Source organism: Roseococcus sp. YIM B11640, from assembly GCF_049727625.1.
Taxonomy (GTDB): Bacteria; Pseudomonadota; Alphaproteobacteria; order Acetobacterales; family Acetobacteraceae; genus Roseococcus.
In genome coordinates, this window is record NZ_JBBJOZ010000002.1 from 1,178,655 (window position 1) to 1,197,193 (window position 18,539).

Sequence of the window (18,539 nt, forward strand, 5' to 3'; positions counted from 1 at the left end):
GCAGCGCAATATCCCGGATTTTCAATACTCGAATTGCCACGTCACGCCGACGCGATCGCCCCCCGGGCCCGTCGCCGTTTCCGCATCCAGCCTGATGGAAGGCGTGAGTTCCACCTGGACCCCAACGCCCGGTGTACCTCCGCTCGTACCCTGCCGGACGCCGACATAGACGCCGGGTGCCACGTATCGTCCGGCCTCGACCGCCGCGCCTCCGGACGAGTCACTGCCGACGCCAAGCCGATCGAGCCCGGCGGCGCTGCGGAGCCGGTCCAGAACCCCCGGCCCGGAGGGGCCGACGCCCGCAAGCTGCGCCACGGCCTGGGCGATGGTCGCGAGCTGGAAAGGAGAGAGGTTGCTGGTCTCGCGATCGAAGAACAGACGAGCCAGCGCGTCGTCCTGGGGCAATTCAGGGTCGGAGGTCACCTTGAGTTCTGGCGCCGCGGGCGTGCCGGTCACCGTCACGTTGATCGTGTGCGTGCGCGCGCGTGCCGTCGCGAGGAAATCGAGCGTCGGCATGAAGGTGCCCGCGTCGAAGCCGATATTGCCCCGCGTGAAATTGAGTTGCCGTCCCGCGAGGTCGAAGCTGCCGCGACGCATGCGCAGCCCGCCGGAGGGAACGGGCGCGGCGACCGTGCCGCCAATCGTGATGTCGCCCGCCAGTTCCGCCTCGATGCCGCGGCCGCGCAGGAAGACCGCGCGCGGCGCCGAAATGGTGAGGTTGAGCGCCATGGGCACCGATGGCGGCGCGGCCCGCGCCGGGCGTGGCGGCGCAGGCGGGGAGCGGCCCGGGGGAAAGGGCCCGACCTCCCGCACCTGGCCGAGGCTCGGCACGCTGCCTCCAAGGTTTTCGGGGATCCGGAGCTCAGCGCGCCGGATATCGATGCGGCCGGAAAGGCTACCACCTTCGGTCAAGGGGCCGCGCAAGGCGATATCGGCATCGATGGTGGCATCGCCCGTTTCGCCGGTCACGGGCCGAGCCCGGCTCGCCGTCAAGCGCAGCTCGGCCGGTATGCCGGTGCCGAGGGGCTCCACCCAGCCCTGGGCCGAGATCGTGCCGCCACCGACGGTGCGGCCCGAGAAGGAGTCCACGACGAGCCGCTGCCCCTGCGCGGAGAGCCGGGCCGCGATCGCGTCGATCCGTAGCCCGTAAAGGGGGTTCGCATAGCTCGCGTCGGAGATCATGACGGTACCCGCCAGGCTCGGCTCGGCCACCGTGCCGCTGGCCCGCAGGTCCAGCGTGGCGCGCCCGGCGAAGCGGTCGGCGCCGCCCGCCAGGAAAGGACGCGCAAGCTGCCCGAGGTCGAGCCGCCCGCGAACCGCCGCCGTGAAGGGCGCGGCGGGGCCGAGCCCATTGGCCTGGGCGGCCTCCAGGTTCAGCTGGACTGCGGGGCCCGCGGTGACCTGGGCCTGCGCCCTGAACGAGGTCCCCTGCATACGAGCTGTCGCGGCGACCTGGGCGGCAGGGATCGACGCGAGGGAAGGATCGGTCGCGCGAAGGCCCGCCACACGCAGCGTGGCATCCACCTGCGGCGCCGCGCTGGGCCCCGCCGCCGTCACCTGGCCGGACACGGTACCTGTCACGAAGCCGCCGCTGAGCGGGGCCAGCGGAACCGCCTGGATATCGGCCCGCCCATTCAACTGACCGCCAACCAGCCGTCCCTGAAGCTGGAGGCTGCCGCCACGCCGGCTGTTGAGCCTAGCCTGCTCCAGCGTCAGCTCGCCGGCATCGCTGACCAGGATTCGCGCGGGCGCAGCCAGACGCAGCGCGTCCTGCAGAGCCCGAGCCTCCAGACGGGTCATGGTGATGACTGTCTGCGGGGCCTCCTGCCCGACGCGCCCGGCGAGGTCGAGGCCGTATTGTGGCGCCGTCAGCCTCATGTCGAAGCCGAGCGCCGCGAGCGTGCCCTCCAACCGCGCTTGGACGGCCGCGCGGTTGGCGCCGATACCGACGCCAGTGCCGTCGAGGCTCAGCCGCACGCCCTGCGCCGCCCGCCCCGTCTGGCCCTCGACGGCCCAGGCGGAGAGCTGTGCCCGCAGGCTGCCCGCCAGCCCCGCGCCCAGCGGCGCGAGGTCCGGCGCATCTAGCTTCAGTTCGCCCGTGACAGGCCCTTGCGGCAGCGCGCCTTCCCCGTGCCCTTCGAAGCCCAGCCCCGACCAGCTGCCGCGCAATTCCTCCAGGCGCACACCGTTCTCACCATGGCGGGCAGCCCGGAGCGCGATGCGAAGCGGCTTCGCATCCACCTGCCCCTCGGCATCCGCCGTTACGGCCTGCAAGGACGCCCGGGCATTGAGGCTCATCGCCTCGACCACATGGCCCGCCGCCGCCAGCCGGTCGGTGCGAATACGGGCCTCCAGGCGCGGATCGTCAGCGGTGCCCGTGAGACGGCCCGCGGCAAGGATGGTGCCTTCCGTCTGCGGCGCGTCGCGCGCTTCCAGCGTGAAAGCCAGATCGAAGGGCGAGGCCGCCGGGCCGCTGACAGTGGCCTTGAGGCGCTCCGCTTCAACCGTCGCTTCCACCCGGCGCTCCGCGCCCCGGAGCGAGGCCGTGAACGTCACGCTTTCGCCCAGCATCTCGTCCGCGGCGCCCGCGCCCGTCAGCCCGCGAGCCTGGAGGCGAAGATCCAACGCCGGAACCGCTACCGTCCCGCCCACCTCGCCTTCCGCGGTTAGCGCCGTCCAGCTCAGGCCGGGAGGCAAAAGTGCCGCGAAGGTGGCCGGCGGGGCCGGATCGAGGCGAAAGCGCGCGGCAACTTCCTGGGCCGCGGATAGCGAACCGCTGGACTCGAGCCGCCCGGCCGGAAGCTCCACCCGGAAGTGCTCGACCGCGATGGCGCCGTCCGCCGCACGGCGCACGGCCAGGCTGGGCACGACCCGGTCCGCCAACGCGCGCTGCGCCTCGGGCACGAAGGGCCCAGGTTGAACCATGCCGTCGAGCGTCAGAGCCGCGGCGCCTTCCGGGGAGACCGAGAGCCGCCCATGCACATCGGCGGAGGTCTCGCCCAAGGCAGCGCGCAACGTCCAGTCCGCCCCGCTGGCCGGGCCGTTCATCGACATGGCCACTTGGAACGGTGCGGCGGGCTGGCCCGCAAGCGTCGCCACCAAACCCTGCGGCGGCTCCGACGCATGGACTTCGGCCATCAGGCTCTGCTCGTGCAGCGCGACATTCACCCGCATTTCGCCGGGCCGGTCCAGGCGGTTCGCCACAAGCTGCGTCTCGAGCCGCCGCGCCTCGTATCGGGCGGCGCCCGCCAGGGAGAGGACGGCAGCCTGCCCGGCCAGGGCCTCGCCCAACTCGATCCGGTCCAGTTGCAAGGCATCGATGCGGATCGCCACAGGGAGGTCCGGGAGAGCGGGGATCTCGATGCGCGTGGGCTCCGCCGCCGGCGGCGACGGCTCGGAGGGCGGCAGCCGATGCAGGGCGATGCGCTTCGCGGCCACCGCCGTCAGGGACACGCGGCGATCGAGGAGCTCACGCCATGCGAGCTCGATCCGCGCGTCCTCGACCTCCACCCAGGCCCCCTGCGCGTCGCGCATCGCGAGGCGTGCCACGGCCAGACGTCCCGGCAGGGGACCGCTCACGCCTTCGATCTCCAGCCCGTCGACGAAGCGTGTGGCCAGACCCGCGGCCGCGTTCAGGCCCCAGGGCGTGAAAAGGAAGGCGATCAGCGCCACCGGCAGAAGGATCAGGACGCCCAGGATGTAGAAGAGCCAGCGCATCAGAAGGCATGCCCGATGCCGATGTAGAAGCCGAAGGAACCGCTGCCCTGCTGCCGCACGAGCGGGATCGCAACATCGGCGCGGATGGGCCCGATGGCGGTATAGTATCGCGCCCCGACGCCGGCGCCCACGCGCAGCTCATCGGTCGGCGCGCTGGCGCTGGTGCCGACCCCACCCGCATCGACGAAAGCGACCGCGCCGTAGCTCGAACCGAAGCGCTGACGAAATTCAACCGATGTCTCGATGAGGCTGGCGCCGCCCGCGGGCCTCCCCCGCGCGTCGCGGGGCCCCACCGATTGGTAGTCATAACCGCGGATAGAGCCGCCGCCGCCGGCATAGAAGCGCTGGCTGGGCGGCACATCGGGCGCCGTCGCATTCAGGAGGCTCCCCAGCGCGCCGCGCAGGGCCAGGATGCTGCGTCCATTTCCCGAGAGGTCGAAATAAGTCGAAGCCCCGAGTTTCACCGGCACGTAGAAGCTGCTCTCCGAGAAGGCGTAGGACGGCGTGACGCTTCCCTGAGCCCGGATGCCGCGCCGCGGGTCGAGGCGGCTATCCGTGCTGTCATAGGTGAAGCGGCCCGTGACGCCGGCAATCTGATAGGGCTTGAGCGGCTCGCCAGATGGCGCGGCCTGGCCTGCCTCGCCGACGGGCCCGGCTGAGACCGTCCACCGATCGGTCAGGCGGCGCTCGTAGAGCATGCTGAAGATGCCCGCATCGCGATCGTAGCTGTCCAGGCGCTCGCGGACGAAGGCCAGGCTGGTCACCAGCGAGCCGTTGAACCCGAAAGGGAGGGGTTGCCGGTACGTCACGCCGGCGCGGGCGTTCATGCGGTCCAGCTCGTTGCCGAGACGGCTCGCCTCGAGCTCGAGACGCAGGTTCTCCGCGCCGCCGAACAGGTTCCGATGTTCCCAGGAGCCGCGCAGGGCGAGGCCGTAATTGGTCTCATAGGCAGCGGAAATACTGAAGGCGCGGAAAGGGCGCTCTCGGACCCTGATCATCACGGGCAGGCGACCATCGGCATCCAGCTCCGTCCCCTGATCGATCCGGACCGAGGAGAAAGGGCCCAGCGCCGAGACATCCCCGCGCGCGGCCGCAAGCCGCCCAGGAGTAAAGCTGCGCTCGGCGAGGCGAAGGGCGGCGACGCGCCGCACGACCTCGGGATTGACGCGTTCGGTCCCCTCGACCGCCGGCATGGCGAAATCGGCGCGGGGTCCTGGCGTCTCCGTGAAGGTGATGTCCATGGCCTGCGCGCCATGGTCCACGGTCACCGCGCGCTCGATGCGGGCGAGCGGGCGCCCGTCCTCGCGCATCGCGGTCCAGGCGGCCTCCTGCGCGGCGATCACCTCCACCGCCCGCGCCGGGGCGCCCGGTGTGATGGCCACGGGCGGACCGCCGCCGAGTGTCTGGATATGGCGATAGGTGTAGCGAGGGCCGAGCACGGCCCGGATCTCGAGTTCGACCGGATGGGGGGCCGCCGCCAGGGCGGCGGCGTCGATCGCCGCCCCGGACTTAGCCACCACCTCGACCCTGCCGGCCCAATAGCCTTCGCTCTCCAGGGCCGGGCGAAGGCGGGCGGGCTCGGCACTGATCCGCGACACCAGCCCCTCGGCGTCGGTCGGAGCGCGCTCCTGCAGGGAAATTAGGCCCGAGGCACCTCGCAGAAGTCCATCCAGCACATCGTTGCCGGTGGGCTGGACGGTCGTGCGATACGGGAGGTCAGGAGCATCGGGGGATGCGGCAGGCACAGCCGGGGCATCCTGCGCGCGAGGGGCGAGCAAAGGCGGGCAAAGCAGAAGGGCCAGCACAGGCCAGCCGCGCGAGATCCCGGAGGGCAAGCATCTCTCCTCTCCCGACGCGCCTTGGGCACGCAGTTCCAGTCAAGCTTCAACCCATGCCATGCAATAGGGTTTCAGCCAACCGCCCCTCAGCGAAGTGGGAAGCCGAGGCCCTTCAGGATCTCGCTGAGGCGGTCGCGTCCCGCCATGGCTTTGATCCGGCCCATGCGGTTGATCACGCGCCCGCTCCAGGTCGTGGCCGAGGCCTCGTAGCGGCTGGAAAAGCCGTCGAGCTTGGCGTCATAGCTGGCCACCATGGCGGGCTCATCGACAGCGCCATAAGTGCCGCGATGCAGGATCGCCTCCTGCGGCAGGCGAGGCTTCACCTCGTTGGTGACACCGGATGCCGCGTATCCCACACACAGCCCGAACACGCCCACGACCCCCGCCGGGAGCTTGAGCAACTCGGCGACGCGAGCCGGGTCATTCCGCATGGCACCGATATAGACCGTCGAAAGGCCCAGCGATTCGGCCGCGACCACCGCGTTCTGCGCGGCTAACGCTGCATCGATCGCCGCGACGACGAAGGTCTCAAGATAGGGCAGCGCCTCCAGCTCCGCGCCCTGGGCAGCAGCAACCCGCTCGTTGCGCGAGAGGTCGGCAAGCCAGAGGAGGAAGAGCGGGCATTGCTCGATGTGCTTCTGTCCGCCCGCGATGCGCGCGAACTCCGCCCGGACCGCCGGATCATCCACGGCGACGACGGACCAGGTCTGCATGTTGGAGCTTGTGGCGGCGGACTGCGCGGCGGCGACCATCGTCTCCAACGTGCCCTCAGGCAGGGCATCCGGGCGGAAGCCGCGAACCGAGCGGTGAGAGAGAAGCAGGGCGATATGCTCGTTCCAAGGACCGGCGGCGGGGATCGCATCCGCGCCGTAGCGCAACGTCAGCGCCTCGGGTTTCGTGGCGAGGGGCGGGCAGTTGATGTCCATCTAAAGGCTTCCTTGGCTTCTCGCCTGCAATGTGGCGGTGCAGCGTAACCGCGGCAAGCGCACCGTCTTGCCCAGGATCGAGGCGCCAGTGAGCGCGGGCACAGCAAGTCACGGAATCCGCGGCCTAATCCCTGGCGACGAAAGCACTGGGCATCGGCGAGCGAAGAGGTAAGTATCCCTGGCGTCCGCGGCCGAAATCCGCTGAGCAACAGGGTTCAACGGGAGAATTCATGATCCATCACGTCACTCGCTTCGGCGCGGCCTTGCTGCTTGCCGCCGGAATTTCGGGCGCTGCCCGAGCTCAGGAAGCCGGGACGCTGCGCATCGCCATGACCGCATCCGATATCCCGACGACGAACGGCCAGCCCAACAACGGCTATGAGGGCATGCGCTTCCTCGGCTATCCGGTCTTCGAATCCCTGGTGCTGTGGGACCTGTCGCGCGCCGATGTCCTGGCAGGCGTCCGCCCCGGCCTCGCGGAATCCTGGGAGCAGGATGCCACAGATCCGAAAATTTGGCGTTTTCGCCTTCGTGCGGGCGTGACCTTCCATGACGGCACGCCATGGAATGCCGATGCAGCGATCTGGGGCCTCGACCGCTTCTACCGCAATGACGCGCCGAACTACGATCCCCAGGGCTCGGCGTTGACGAGGCCGCGCACGGCTGGCGTCGCCGGTTATCGCAAGATCGACGACATGACGATCGAGATGACCAGCGACCGGCCGCTGAGCTACTTCCCCTATATCGTCCCGTACATCCTCTTTTCCTCGCCGCGCGCATGGGAATCCGCGGGCCGCGACTGGGCACGCGTGGGTAACGCCCCGGCGGGCACGGGCCCGTTCCGCGTCACGCGATTCTCGCCGCGCCAGTCGGTGGAACTCTCTCGCAACGACAACTACTGGGACACGGGTCGCCGCGCGAAGCTCAATCGCGTGATCCTGCTGCCGGTGCCCGATGCCAACACGCGCGTCGCCGCGCTGCGTTCCGGCCAGGTGGACTGGATCGAAGCGCCGCCGCCTGACGCGATGGGCCCGCTCCGCTCGGCCAACTTCCAGGTCGTGACGAATTCCTACCCTCATGTCTGGCCGTGGACCTTCGCCGCTGGCAGGCCGGACAGCCCGGTGGCTGACGTGCGCGTGCGTCAGGCGCTGAATTACTGTCTGGATCGGGAAGGCCTGGTCGGCATGCTGCAGGGCATCGCGGAGCCTTCCGTCGGCTTCTACTTGGCGAGCAATCCGCTCTTCGGCAATCCGCAGAACCGCTATCGCCTGGACGTGCAGCGCGGCCGCGCTTTGCTGGCCGAAGCGGGCTACACGGCCCAGCGCCCGCTGCGGCTGAAGGTCGCGATCTCCAACTCCGGTTCGGGCCAGATGCAGCCGCTTCCGATGAACGAGGCGATCCAGCAGAACCTGCGCGAGAATTGCGGCGTGCAGGTGAACTTCGAAGTGGTGGAATGGAACGTGCTGCTCGGCACGCTGCGCGCGGAGCCGACGCAACCCGGGTGGCTCGGCGCCGATGCCACGAATGTCAGCCTGACGTCCTCCGACCCGTTCCAGATGGCGCGCTGGTTCCTAGGCGCCAACGCGTCGCCCCGCGGCAGCAATTCCGGCCACTGGCGCGACGCCGAGTTCGACGCGGCGATGACGGAGATCGAAACCGCGCGCACGCCCGAGGCCATCGTGGCCGCAACGCGGCGCGCGCATGAGCGGCTCGTGGACGGCGCGCCCTGGCTCTACATCGTGCACGACACCAATCCGCGGGCGATGAGCCGGCGTGTGCATGGCTTCGTCTCGGCGCAGTCCTGGTTCCAGGATCTCACGACCGTCGAAGTACGCTGACAGTTCGGAAAATCGATCACCGCGTGGAAACCCCGGGCCATCGCCCGGGGTTTTTTCATGGCTGCATCACAGGAGGCCCCACCATGCCACGCGGCGACAAATCCAAATACACCGACAAGCAGGAACGCAAGGCAGACCACATCGCGGAAGGCTACGAGAAGCGTGGCGTTCCGGAGAAGGAGGCCGAGCGGCGGGCTTGGGCCACCGTCAACAAGGATGACGGCGGCGGGAAGAAGGAGGGAGGCTCGGGGCGCGGCAAGCACACGGGGCACCCCGCGGCGCACAAGGGCGGCGAGGCCGGCGGCAAAGCCGCGGCGGCGCGCCCGGCAAGCGCCCGCTCCGCCTCGGCGAAGAAGGCTGCGGCGACGCGCAAACGCCACGCGGCCTGAAGCGGCGCCGAGTCAGGTCGCATCGCGAATGCCGAGGCGCCTTTGCAGCGCCGCGGCATTCGCGGGCGCCTTCACCTTGATGTCATTATCGAAGAATACGTAGACGTCGCGCGTCTTGGGCGGATGGGCCCCGGGCGGACCGGCGTGCTCGCCTTCTGCCTCTCCGCCGCTCGCCCAATTCTGAATGCGCTCGGCCCACTTCTTCAGCGCCGCAGGGCTGTAGCCGCTCTCGTAAAGCTTCGTAGAACCGTGCAGCCGCACATAGGCGAAGTCCGCCGTCATATCCATCAGCCGAGGCCACTCGACCGTATCGGCACAGACCAACGCGACTTGATGCTGCCGCAGCAGAGCAATGAATTCAGGAGCGCGGAAGCTATCGTGGCGGATCTCGACGGCATGGCGCAAAGGCATGTCGCCTTCGGACTCGGTCCACTGCCGCCCTTCCACCCGCGCGTCGTGGCGACGCGCCAGACAAGCTGCCTCACCCGTGCTTCGAGGCAACAGCCTCAGAAAGCTGTCCATGCGTTCGGCATCAAAGGCCTGCCGTGGGGGGAACTGCCAAAGAATGGGTCCGAGCTTGGGTCCCAGGCGAAGCAGGCCGGAGGCCAGGAAGTTCGCCAGTGGCGTCTCCACGTCGCGCAGCCGACGCATGTGCGTGATGTACCGCGACCCCTTCAGCGCGAAGACGAAGCCTTCCGGCGTCTCGTCGCGCCAACGGGCGAAGGCGTCGGGCTTCTGGAGGCCGTAGAAAGTGCCATTGATCTCGATCGCGCCAAATCGTTGCGCGGCATAGGCCAACTCACGTCGCTGCGAGAGCCCTTTCGGGTAGAAGACTCCACGCCAAGGGGCGTAGGTCCAACCCGATATGCCGATGCGAATGTCGCCCCGTCGATGCGTCATGGGAGAGGAACGCGCCGAGCGGGCCGGCGTTCGTCACTCCCTATTCGCCTCCGCCCGGGAGGCGCTAGTCCTCGAGCGTGAAAGCGTTGCGCGGCGACGGTACGCTGCGGGAATACTCGATGAGCGTATAACCGCCGCCCTGGTAACGCTCAGTCACGGGGTCGGCGGTGATGTGCTCCACCTCGGGGCGGAAGGGTTCGGAACTGTCCTGCGGCGCCCAGCCGATGCGTTCGCGATGATCTCGTCCCCAGAAGCTCGAGGGGTTGGCGGAGCTGCCCCAGATCACGGCATGTCCCACCCGCTCCGCGACCACGCAGCGCTCCACGAGGCGCGTGAGATCGCCGAAGGATAGCCAGGTGGAGAGCATCCGCCGGTCCACGGGCTTGGGGAAGCTGGATCCGATGCGGAGGTTCACATTCTCCACCCCGTGCTTGTCCCAATACATGCGACCCATGAGCTCGCCATAGGCCTTGGCGAGGCCATAATAGCCGTCCGGCCGGAACTCGCAGTCGAAATCGAGCTTGTCCTGGTTGCCCTGGGGCCGCTCATGAAAGCCGATGGCATGGTTGGAGGAGGCGAAGACCACGCGCGCGCCTTCGCGGCGCGCCGCCTCATAAATGTGATAGAGGCCGCGCAGGTTGGGACCCAGAATCTCCTCGAAAGGGCGCTCCACGGAGACGCCGCCGAAATGCAGGATGGCACCGCAGCCTTCGGCCTGGCGCACGATGGCCAGCCCCTCGCCGAGATCCGCCTTCACGAAGCTGGCGCCATCGGGCAACGGGTCCGGGAAGGGCGTGATATCGGTCAGGCGCAGCTTCCACCCCAACGCGGACAGACCCTTGGCGAGTTGCCGGCCGAGATTGCCGGAGGCGCCCGTCAGCAGGACGGGCTTGGTCGGTGCGGTCATCGATGATCCCTAGTGAAAGAGCCGCGGCAGCCAGAGCGACAGCGCCGGGATGTAGGTGACGAGCAACAGCACCGTAACACCTGCCATGTAGAAAGGCAGGCTCGTCTTCGTCGCCTCCCACATGGAGACCTTGCCGACGGCGCAGGCAACGAAGAGCACCGGCCCCACCGGCGGCGTGATCAGGCCGATGCCGAGGTTAAGGATGAGAACGATGCCGAATTGCACCGGGTCCATCCCCAAAGCCTTCACCACCGGCAGGAAGATGGGCGTGCCAATCATGATCAGCGGCGCCATGTCCATGAAGGTGCCGAGCACGAGCAGGATCAGGTTAATGAGCAGCAGCGTCAGGATCGGATCCTCGGTGATGCCGCGCATCATCGTCACCGTGGCGGCCGGCACCTGCAGAAGCGCCATCAGCCAGCCGAAGGCCGTCGCCGTGCCGATGATGAGCATCACCATGCCCGTGGTTCGCACCGCGCCCAGCACCGCCTCGCGAAAACCCGCTCGGTCGAGGCTACGATAGACCAGGACCGTCACCAGCAGCGCATAGATCACCGCGACGCAGGCGCTCTCCGTCGCGGTGAAGATGCCGCTGCGGACGCCCGCGAAGATGATGACGATGAGCATGAGCCCCGGCAGCGCCGCCGCGAACAGCCGCGCCAGCACCCACCAGCCGGGAAAGGCCTCGCGCGGATAGCCCCGGCGCACCGCCACGACCCAGGCGGCAAACATCAGCGCCACCATCAGCAGCAGGCCGGGAATGATGCCGGCGGTGAAGAGGTCCGCCACGCTGAGCACGCCACCAGCGGCGATCACGTAGAGGATCATGTTGTGGCTGGGCGGGATCAGCAGGTCGATCAGCGCCGCGTTGGCCGTCACGTTCACCGCGTAGTCGCGAGCGTAGCCGCGCTTGACCATCTGCGGGATCATCACCCCGCCCACCGCGCTCGCATCCGCGACCGCCGAGCCGGAGACGCCGCCGAAAAGTGTGGCGGCGATGATGTTCACCTGGCCAAGACCGCCCCGCATGTGCCCGACCATCGCGGCCGCCAGCGATACGAGCCGGTCAGCGATGCGACCGCGCAGCATCAGGTCGCCAGCGAAGATGAAGAAGGGAATCGCCAGCATGGAGAAGACGTTCATGCCGGAGGAGAGCTGCTGGAACACGACGACTGCCGGCAGGTCCATGTAGAGGACCGTCGCCAGGGCCGCCGCGCCCAAGGCGAAGGCGACCGGCGTGCCGATCAGCAGCAGCGCGCCGAAGGCGCCCATCAGGATCACGACTTCCATGTCAGGCGTCGCTCACCAGCGGCATCTCGGCCGAGGAACCAGGTGCGGGCAGCCCACGCATTCCCGCCGCGAACCGCTCGAGCCCGAAGAGTGCGATCAGGCCGCCGCCCAGCACGACAGGCATGTACTCCACGCCGCCGGGCAGACCCGTGGTCGGAAGGGTCGCGTCCCAGACCCCGGCCGCGAGCTCGGTTCCAAACCAGGTCATCCCGATGCCAAAAACCATGATGACCAGGTCCGAGATCAATTCGCACAGCCGGGCGAGCGGCGCGGGCATGACGCCGCGCAGCGTGTCAAAGCCCATATGCGTTCCCTCCCTCACACCGGCAGCCGCGGCGCCGAGGATCACCCATCCGAGCAGGAGCATCGCCACCTGCTCGGCCCAGGCAGGCGTGTCGTTCAGCACGAAGCGGCCGAAGACCGCCCAACCCACGATCCCGACCATGGCTACGAGGGCGACACCGGCCAGGGCCAGCGCCGCGCGACATGCCCGGTCAAGGGCCGTGGTCAACACCGGCACGCTCAGGCGCTCTCGCGAATGCGGCTGACCAGCCCGCGCAGCTTCTCGTCGCGCGCGAACTGGCTGTAGACGGGTGCCATCGCGCGGGCGAAGGCCTCCTTGTCGACCTCGTTCACCTGCGAGCCGGCGGCCGTGACGGCGGCGCGCGACGCGGCGGTTTGCGCATCCCAGAGGCGGCGCATTTCCGGTACGCTGTCCTTCGCGGCTTGGCGCAGGATCGCCTGCAGGTCGCGCGGCAAGCGGTCGAAGCTGCGCTTGGAAGCCACCAGGATCTCCGGCGACATCGAGTGCTCGGAGATGGAGTAATGCTTGGCCACCTCGAAATGGCGGGTGGAGTGATAGGAGGGCCAGTTGTTCTCCGCGCCGTCCACCACGCCCGTCTGCAGCGCCGAATAGACCTCGCCGAACGGCAGCGGGGTGGCATTCGCGCCGACCGCCCGCATGATCGCGACCCAAAGATCGGATTGCTGCACGCGGATCTTGAGGCCGCGCATGTCGTCCGGCGTGCGGACTGCCCGAGCGCGGGTATAGAAGCTGCGCGCGCCGCTATCGTAGTAGCAGAGCCCGACGAAGCCATGCCGGTCCGCACCCGCGATGATCTCGTCGCCGATCGCGCCATCCATCACGCGCCGCATATGCGCCTCGTCCCGGAAGACGAAGGGTAGGCCGGGCACCAAGGTCTCGGGCACCAGGTTGTTCAGCGGGCCGAAATTCACGCGGTTGAGGTCGATGACGCCGAAGCGTGTCTGCTCCAGCGTCTCGCGTTCCTCGCCGAGCTGGCGAGAATGGAAGACCTGGACCTTAAGCCGGCCGCCCGAACGCTCCTCGACGAGGCGCCCCATGAACTTCACGGCCTCCACCGTCGGATAGCCGTCCGGATGGGTGTCGGCGGAGCGGAGCGTGATGGTCTGGGCCGAGGCACGCCCGGCGATCCAGGGGGCGGCGAGCGAACCGAGCAGCAACGCGCGACGGGCGGTCACGAGATGGGTCATGGAAGTCTCCTTGCCCGTCTGTGCGGGCTGATTTCCCGAAACTGCAATAGCAGTTATTCAGTCTGCTCCCGCCTGAAGGGCGGCGTCAACGGTCGCGTCGAGGCGCCCGCGGGGGCGGCAGGAGCACGCCATTGGTGACCAGAGAGCGCAGGATGTGATGGCGCATCCGCGCCTCGGCCAGGGCCGGATCCCGGCGCTTAAGCGCGGCGACGATGCCCTGGTGCTCGCGCAAGGCCTTCGGCAGATCCCGCGGCGTGCTGCCGACCGCACGGTGGCGGCCCAGATGGTCGTAGGCCCGCAGTGAGGAGAGCGAACGGATCAGGAAGGGATTGCCGGTGGCGCGATGAATGAGGGCATGGAACTCCTCATTCGCCTCATCAAGAGCTTCCCGATCAGCTGCGGCGGTTCCCGCCTTCATGCGCTGGAGCAGGTGTCCCAACGTCGCGTAGGCCGCGGTATCCAGCCGTTCCGCAGCGAGGGCGGCAGCCACGCCCTCCAGCGCCGCGCGGATACGACCCAGCTCGCCCAGCTGCCCGGCCACCTCCGCCACGACCGAGCCGCTGCGAGGCAGGGTGACGACCATTCCATCCTGTTCCAACCGGCGCAGCGCCTCGCGCACCGGCTGCGCGGAAATGCCGAGCGCAGTCGCAAGGCCACGCTCGGAGATCTTACGGCCGGGCGGGAGCTCACCTCGCACGATGGATTCACGGAGCTGACGATAGGCGCGCTCGCCGAGCGACAGCGCCGCCTCATCTGGTGCGAGAAGCGCGATCCCAGTGCGATTCTGTCCGGCGGCCGACATGGCAACTGCAATAGCAGCCGGATTGCACGAATGAAAGTTTCCTCATGCTTCCACGGGCGCGATTGCTTCCGTCATCCAATGCGCGATCGCTGTCATAGCGGCGTCCGCATGGGGCTGGCCCATGAGTTGCACACCCACCGGCAGCCCACCGACCGCCATCAGCGGAACGGTGACGACCGGCGCGCCCAGGCCGGAGCTCGGGACGTTGTAGACCGCATCGCCGGTCGGCCTTCTCACGAGCGGCTGGCCCGGAACGTCCCCCGCCCAGACAGGCGCAGGGCCGGGCGAAGCCGGCGCGATCAGGGCGTCCACGAACGGCGCCAGCGCCGCGTGGCGTAGGCGCAACTCCTCGCGCCGGAGAATCGCGACACGGTAGTCCTCGGGCGTCATCTTCTCCGCGCCGGCCAGCACATTCTTCGTCCGGTCGCTCACTGCGTCGGGACCCATGCTCGCGATCAGATTGCGGATGTTCCAGTGGTTCTCCCAGCCCGTGATGGCATTGGTCATCGCCTGCACGCCCTGCAGGGAATCCTCGAAGGCGTCCAGCAGTGCATGGTCGCCGCGCCGCAGCACAACGACACCCTGCGCGCGCAGCGCTTCCACCAGGCGCTCGAATCCCTCTCTGCTTGGTCCATCCAGCAGAGCCCAGCCCTCCGCCTCCATCACGGCGAGCGTCGCGGGCTTGCGGGGCTCCGGCAGGGTGGAAGGACCGAAGAGGCCCAACCGGCCGGGATCGCCACCCGCTCGCTTCGCGATCTCGATCGCCACCTGCCACATATCCTCGGCCGATCCCGCGTGCGGACCGTGCGTGCTCATGCTCGTCGCCTGCCGCTCGCCACGGTTAATGGCGCCCTGTGTCGGCTTCAGCGCGAAATTACCGCAGTAGCTGGCCGGGCGAATGATGGAGCCGCCGACCTGCGAGCCGATCGCCACCGGCACCATCCGCGCGGCCACGGCCGCCGCAGAGCCCGAGGAAGAGCCGCCCGGCGTATGCGCCGGGTTGAAAGGGTTGGTCGTGGGCCCTGGATGCGCGCCGCCGAGCTCCGTCGTCACGGTCTTGCCCAGTACCACCGCGCCCGCCTCTCGCAGTGCCCAAACGGCGGCATTGTCGCGCTTCGGGAAGTTACCCTGGTAGGCCGGGCAGCCCATCTGCGTCGGCATGTCCCGGGTCTCGAGCAGGTCCTTGATGCCGACCGGCATGCCGTCGATGGGTGAGAGGGGCCGGCCCGCCTTCCAGCGCAGCGTACTGGCATCGGCGGCCTCCCGAGCGCCGGTCTCGTTGATCGTGACCCAGGCCCGCACCACCGGCTCACGCTCCGCAATGGTCGAGAGGCAGCGCTCCAGATAGGCGCGCGGCGAGTCGGCGCCGCTTGAAAAGGCGGGCGTCGCGTCGTGCCAGGTGAGTGCACGGAATTCCTTGGGCGAGTAGCTCATGGGCGGGCGCTCCTTCCTTCTTCAGGACAAAGCATCCACCCGCGCGACAAATGCGACAATCCAGGCATCGCGTGTGATCCGTCTGTGACGAAGGCGCTTCATGTTGCGCCCCAACAGATCGTTGGAGATGACCATGCGCGAAGCGCTCATTAACGTGGCGAACAACGCCTATGCCCGCCATTACGACGAGAGCGCCCGCGCTCAGGAAGAACGGCGCGGCTTCGACGGCTGGCTGGCCGCCATCCGCGCTATGTCCATCCTGATCGCGGCGATGCTGTTCGTGAGCTTCCTGACGGTGATCTGACCGTCAGAAGGCGATGCCTCGCGCCTCCAGCGCCTTGAGGAAGTTGGGCTCGGGATGCGGCAGCGGCGGCAGGTCCCACGAGCCCGTGCCGATCGGCCGGATTTCCCGGTCCACAGGCACTTCCACCAGGTAGGGCCGGTTGGCACGGATCGCCGTCTGGATCGCGTCCTCGACCTCGCCGGCATGCGTGACCCGATGCGAGGGCACGCCATAGGATTTCGCCATCATCGCGAAGTCCGGGCTGTAGAGCTGGCCGGTGCGCTGGATCTCGAAGCCCGTTGCCATCTCCCGGCCACCGAACATTCCGTGCTGGATGTCACGGATCGAGCAGAACCCGTTGTTGTTCCACACCACCCAGACAACCGGGATGTCGTACTCCACAGCCGTCGCCAGCGCGTGCGGCGTCATCAGGAACGACCCGTCGCCCACCACGGCAACGCAGGGCCGGTCGGGCGCCGCAAGCTTGGCGCCCAGGATGCCGGAGGTCGCAAAGCCCATCGCCGCGAAGCCCCAAGAGTGGATCAGGTGGCGCGGCCGCATCGTGTCCATCAGCTGGATGATCCAGTTGTGGTGCACGCCCACATCCGAGGCGACGACCGCGTTCTCCGGAATGGCACGGGAGAGCGCCTTCATCAGACGCTCCGGCCGCAGCGGCATCTGGTCGCTGGCGGCGAGGCCGTCCTGGTATTCGCGCCAGACCTGCCTTCCCTTCTCCAGCCGCGCGATCCAGCCTGCCAGGCTGCGGCCGCCGTTGAGGCGGCCCCGCGCGGCCTCGGCCAGGAATTCCAGGCTCGCCCGCGCGTCGCCGAGGATGCCGTACTCGGCCGGGTAGTTGCGGCCGATCTCGCTGGGGTCGATGTCGATCTGAATGAGGCGCGAGGGCGGCACCGAAAGCGTGTAACCGTCTAGCCAGGCGCTGGTCGCGCGGTCGTCGAAGGAGAAGCCGATGGCCAGGATGACATCGGCATTTTTCGTCGCGTCATTGGCCGCATAGGCCCCGTTGCGGCCGATCGCGCCGAAGGCCAGGGCATGGCGGTCCGGGATCGCCCCTTTGCCGTTCGGGCTGGTGACGACCGGAATGCCGGTGAGCTCGGCGAAGCCCACGAGCGCATCGCAGGCATCGCCGAGCAGCACCCCCTGCCCAGCGATGATCACGGGCTGCTTCGCCGCGAGCAGCAGGTCGAGCGCCGCCGAAAGCTCCCTCGGGTTGCCCGGCGCCCCATTGATGACGCGGCTTGTCGCGCCATGCGCCCTCACGCTCGTCTCCTCGACGAAAACATTGAGCGGGACATCGAGATTCACGGGGCCAGGGCGACCGGAGGTCAACAGATCCCAGGCCTGCGTGACCGCGAGCGGCACCATGTCCGCCCGCGTCGGCTGGAAGGAACGCTTCACATAGGGCCGCACCACCGAAGGGAAATCGCCCTGGAAATGCCGTCCCGTTTCCTGGAAGGGGCCGCGGTTGAACTGCCCCGTGGGCACGTTGCCGGTGATGGCGAGGAAGGCCGAGGAATCCATCATGGCCGCCGCCAGCGCCATCACCATGTTGGCCGAGCCCGGCCCGCAGGAGGTGAAGGTCGCGACCGGCTGGCCGCGCACCTTGTAGTAGGCGTCGGCCATGTGGCCGGCCGTCTGCTCATGATGGGTGGAGATGGTCTTGATGCGGTTCTGCGCCTTGAAGGCGGCGTCCATGAAGCCGGTGATCCCATGGCCGCAGAGGCCGAAGAGATAGGGCACCTTCTGCTTCACCAGGTGATCCACGATGATGTCGGCGCCGTTCATCAGCACCTGCCTGTTGCTGCCATTCATGGGGCGTTCTGTCTCCCGTTGAAGAAGTTCCTGGTCAGGCAGCCACCATCGAGGGACTGCCGAGCATTCTGGAGATGCGGAGCGCCGTGGCCTTCACCTGCGGGATCAGCGCCGTGACGCGCTCGGGATCCATGCGGGAGGCAGGCGCGGAGATGGCCAACGCGGCGGTGGGCCGGCCGGCATGGTCGGTGATGGGCGCGGAGAGGCAGCGCAGGCCGACCTCGATCTCCTCCTCATCCTGGGCGTAACCGTCGAGCCGCACGCGGTGCAGCGTCTCCCGCAGGGCTTCTGGCGTGGTGATCGTTCGTGCGGTGAAGCGCGTCAGGCCGTGCGCGGCGACGACAGCATCGACCTCCGCATCGGGTAGGTAAGCCATCAGCACCTTCCCCAACGCGCTCGCATGGGCGGGGCTGCGCTTGCCGACGGAGGAGTGCATGCGGACCGCTCGCGTGCCCTCGACGATCTGCACGGTAACGATCACACCGTCGTGCAGGATGCCGACATGCACCGTCTCGCCCGTGCTTTCCGCCAGATCCTGCAGGGGCGGCAGCGCCTGCCAGCGCAGTTGCTCGTGGCGCACGGCGGCGGAGCCGAGCGCGTGTAGCCGCAGGCCCGGCACGTAGCGCCCGGAGGCGGCCTCCTTGGTGATGTAGCCGAACTGCTCGAGCGTATGGAGCACGCGGAAGATGGTGGGCTTGCTCTGCCCCAGATGGCTGGCGAGGTCGGCCAGCCCCCAGGAGTTTCGCGTGGCGAAACAGTCGAGCACCTCCAGCCCGCGATGCAGCGAGGCGAGAAGGTACGGATTCCGGCCGCCTTCCTGTGCTGGCTGCCCTGAACGAGCCATGGTGGACGTCCTTTCGCTTTGCTTGTCGA

General features: G+C 68.5%; 15 protein-coding genes. 3 read left to right on the plus strand and 12 right to left on the minus strand.

What is annotated here, in order from left to right; genetic code table 11:
• Positions 1 to 21: 21 nt before the first annotated feature.
• From WJM96_RS13190 to WJM96_RS13200, 3 genes are all read right to left on the minus strand, one after another.
• Positions 22 to 3,717 carry a translocation/assembly module TamB domain-containing protein gene (locus WJM96_RS13190; RefSeq protein ID WP_424812952.1) on the minus strand — a complete coding sequence of 1,232 codons (3,696 nt, stop codon included), beginning with the start codon at positions 3,715 to 3,717 and terminating at the stop codon, positions 22 to 24.
• Positions 3,717 to 5,462: an autotransporter assembly complex protein TamA gene (locus WJM96_RS13195; protein ID WP_424812953.1), complete on the minus strand. Its 1,746-nt coding sequence runs from the start codon at positions 5,460 to 5,462 to the stop codon at positions 3,717 to 3,719. Before WJM96_RS13195 ends, WJM96_RS13190 begins: the two co-directional genes overlap by 1 nt.
• A gap of 179 nt (positions 5,463 to 5,641) precedes the next feature.
• A complete protein-coding gene (locus WJM96_RS13200; protein WP_424812954.1) occupies positions 5,642 to 6,481 on the minus strand; it encodes a nitroreductase family protein in 840 nt (279 codons plus the stop codon).
• A 230-nt stretch (positions 6,482 to 6,711) separates the two neighbouring features.
• On the opposite strand from WJM96_RS13200, the gene WJM96_RS13205 reads away from it, so the two are divergent.
• Both WJM96_RS13205 and WJM96_RS13210 read left to right on the plus strand, forming a co-directional pair.
• Positions 6,712 to 8,319: an ABC transporter substrate-binding protein gene (locus tag WJM96_RS13205; RefSeq protein WP_424812955.1), complete on the plus strand. Its 1,608-nt coding sequence runs from the start codon at positions 6,712 to 6,714 to the stop codon at positions 8,317 to 8,319.
• Between the two features lie 83 nt (positions 8,320 to 8,402).
• Positions 8,403 to 8,708, plus strand: coding sequence for a plasmid stabilization protein (locus WJM96_RS13210; protein WP_424812956.1), 306 nt, complete (start codon positions 8,403 to 8,405; stop codon positions 8,706 to 8,708).
• Positions 8,709 to 8,720: 12 nt separating this feature from the next.
• Here the strand turns inward: WJM96_RS13210 and WJM96_RS13215 are convergent, their stop codons facing one another.
• The 7 genes from WJM96_RS13215 to WJM96_RS13245 form a co-directional block, all read right to left on the minus strand.
• A complete protein-coding gene (locus WJM96_RS13215; RefSeq protein WP_424812957.1) occupies positions 8,721 to 9,608 on the minus strand; it encodes a DUF72 domain-containing protein in 888 nt (295 codons plus the stop codon).
• A 64-nt stretch (positions 9,609 to 9,672) separates the two neighbouring features.
• A complete protein-coding gene (locus WJM96_RS13220; protein ID WP_424812958.1) occupies positions 9,673 to 10,515 on the minus strand; it encodes an NAD-dependent epimerase/dehydratase family protein in 843 nt (280 codons plus the stop codon).
• A gap of 9 nt (positions 10,516 to 10,524) precedes the next feature.
• Positions 10,525 to 11,805 carry a TRAP transporter large permease gene (locus WJM96_RS13225; protein WP_424812959.1) on the minus strand — a complete coding sequence of 427 codons (1,281 nt, stop codon included), beginning with the start codon at positions 11,803 to 11,805 and terminating at the stop codon, positions 10,525 to 10,527.
• Position 11,806: 1 nt separating this feature from the next.
• Entirely contained in the window at positions 11,807 to 12,316 is a 510-nt protein-coding gene (locus tag WJM96_RS13230; protein ID WP_424812960.1) for a TRAP transporter small permease, read from the minus strand.
• A gap of 11 nt (positions 12,317 to 12,327) precedes the next feature.
• Entirely contained in the window at positions 12,328 to 13,317 is a 990-nt protein-coding gene (locus WJM96_RS13235) for a TRAP transporter substrate-binding protein (RefSeq protein ID WP_424812961.1), read from the minus strand.
• Between the two features lie 85 nt (positions 13,318 to 13,402).
• Positions 13,403 to 14,119 carry a GntR family transcriptional regulator gene (locus tag WJM96_RS13240; protein WP_424812962.1) on the minus strand — a complete coding sequence of 239 codons (717 nt, stop codon included), beginning with the start codon at positions 14,117 to 14,119 and terminating at the stop codon, positions 13,403 to 13,405.
• A gap of 42 nt (positions 14,120 to 14,161) precedes the next feature.
• Entirely contained in the window at positions 14,162 to 15,553 is a 1,392-nt protein-coding gene (locus WJM96_RS13245) for an amidase (protein ID WP_424812963.1), read from the minus strand.
• A gap of 133 nt (positions 15,554 to 15,686) precedes the next feature.
• Here WJM96_RS13245 and WJM96_RS13250 point away from each other — a divergent pair, with 133 nt between their 5' ends.
• Positions 15,687 to 15,857 (plus strand): hypothetical protein, encoded by a 171-nt coding sequence (locus WJM96_RS13250; RefSeq protein WP_424812964.1) that lies wholly within the window; start codon positions 15,687 to 15,689, stop codon positions 15,855 to 15,857.
• 3 nt (positions 15,858 to 15,860) lie between these two features.
• On the opposite strand, the gene WJM96_RS13255 is transcribed toward WJM96_RS13250, so the two are convergent.
• Both WJM96_RS13255 and WJM96_RS13260 read right to left on the minus strand, forming a co-directional pair.
• Positions 15,861 to 17,666 (minus strand): thiamine pyrophosphate-binding protein, encoded by a 1,806-nt coding sequence (locus tag WJM96_RS13255; protein ID WP_424812965.1) that lies wholly within the window; start codon positions 17,664 to 17,666, stop codon positions 15,861 to 15,863.
• A gap of 34 nt (positions 17,667 to 17,700) precedes the next feature.
• Positions 17,701 to 18,510 carry an IclR family transcriptional regulator gene (locus WJM96_RS13260; RefSeq protein WP_424812966.1) on the minus strand — a complete coding sequence of 270 codons (810 nt, stop codon included), beginning with the start codon at positions 18,508 to 18,510 and terminating at the stop codon, positions 17,701 to 17,703.
• Between the last annotated feature and the right edge of the window lie 29 nt (positions 18,511 to 18,539).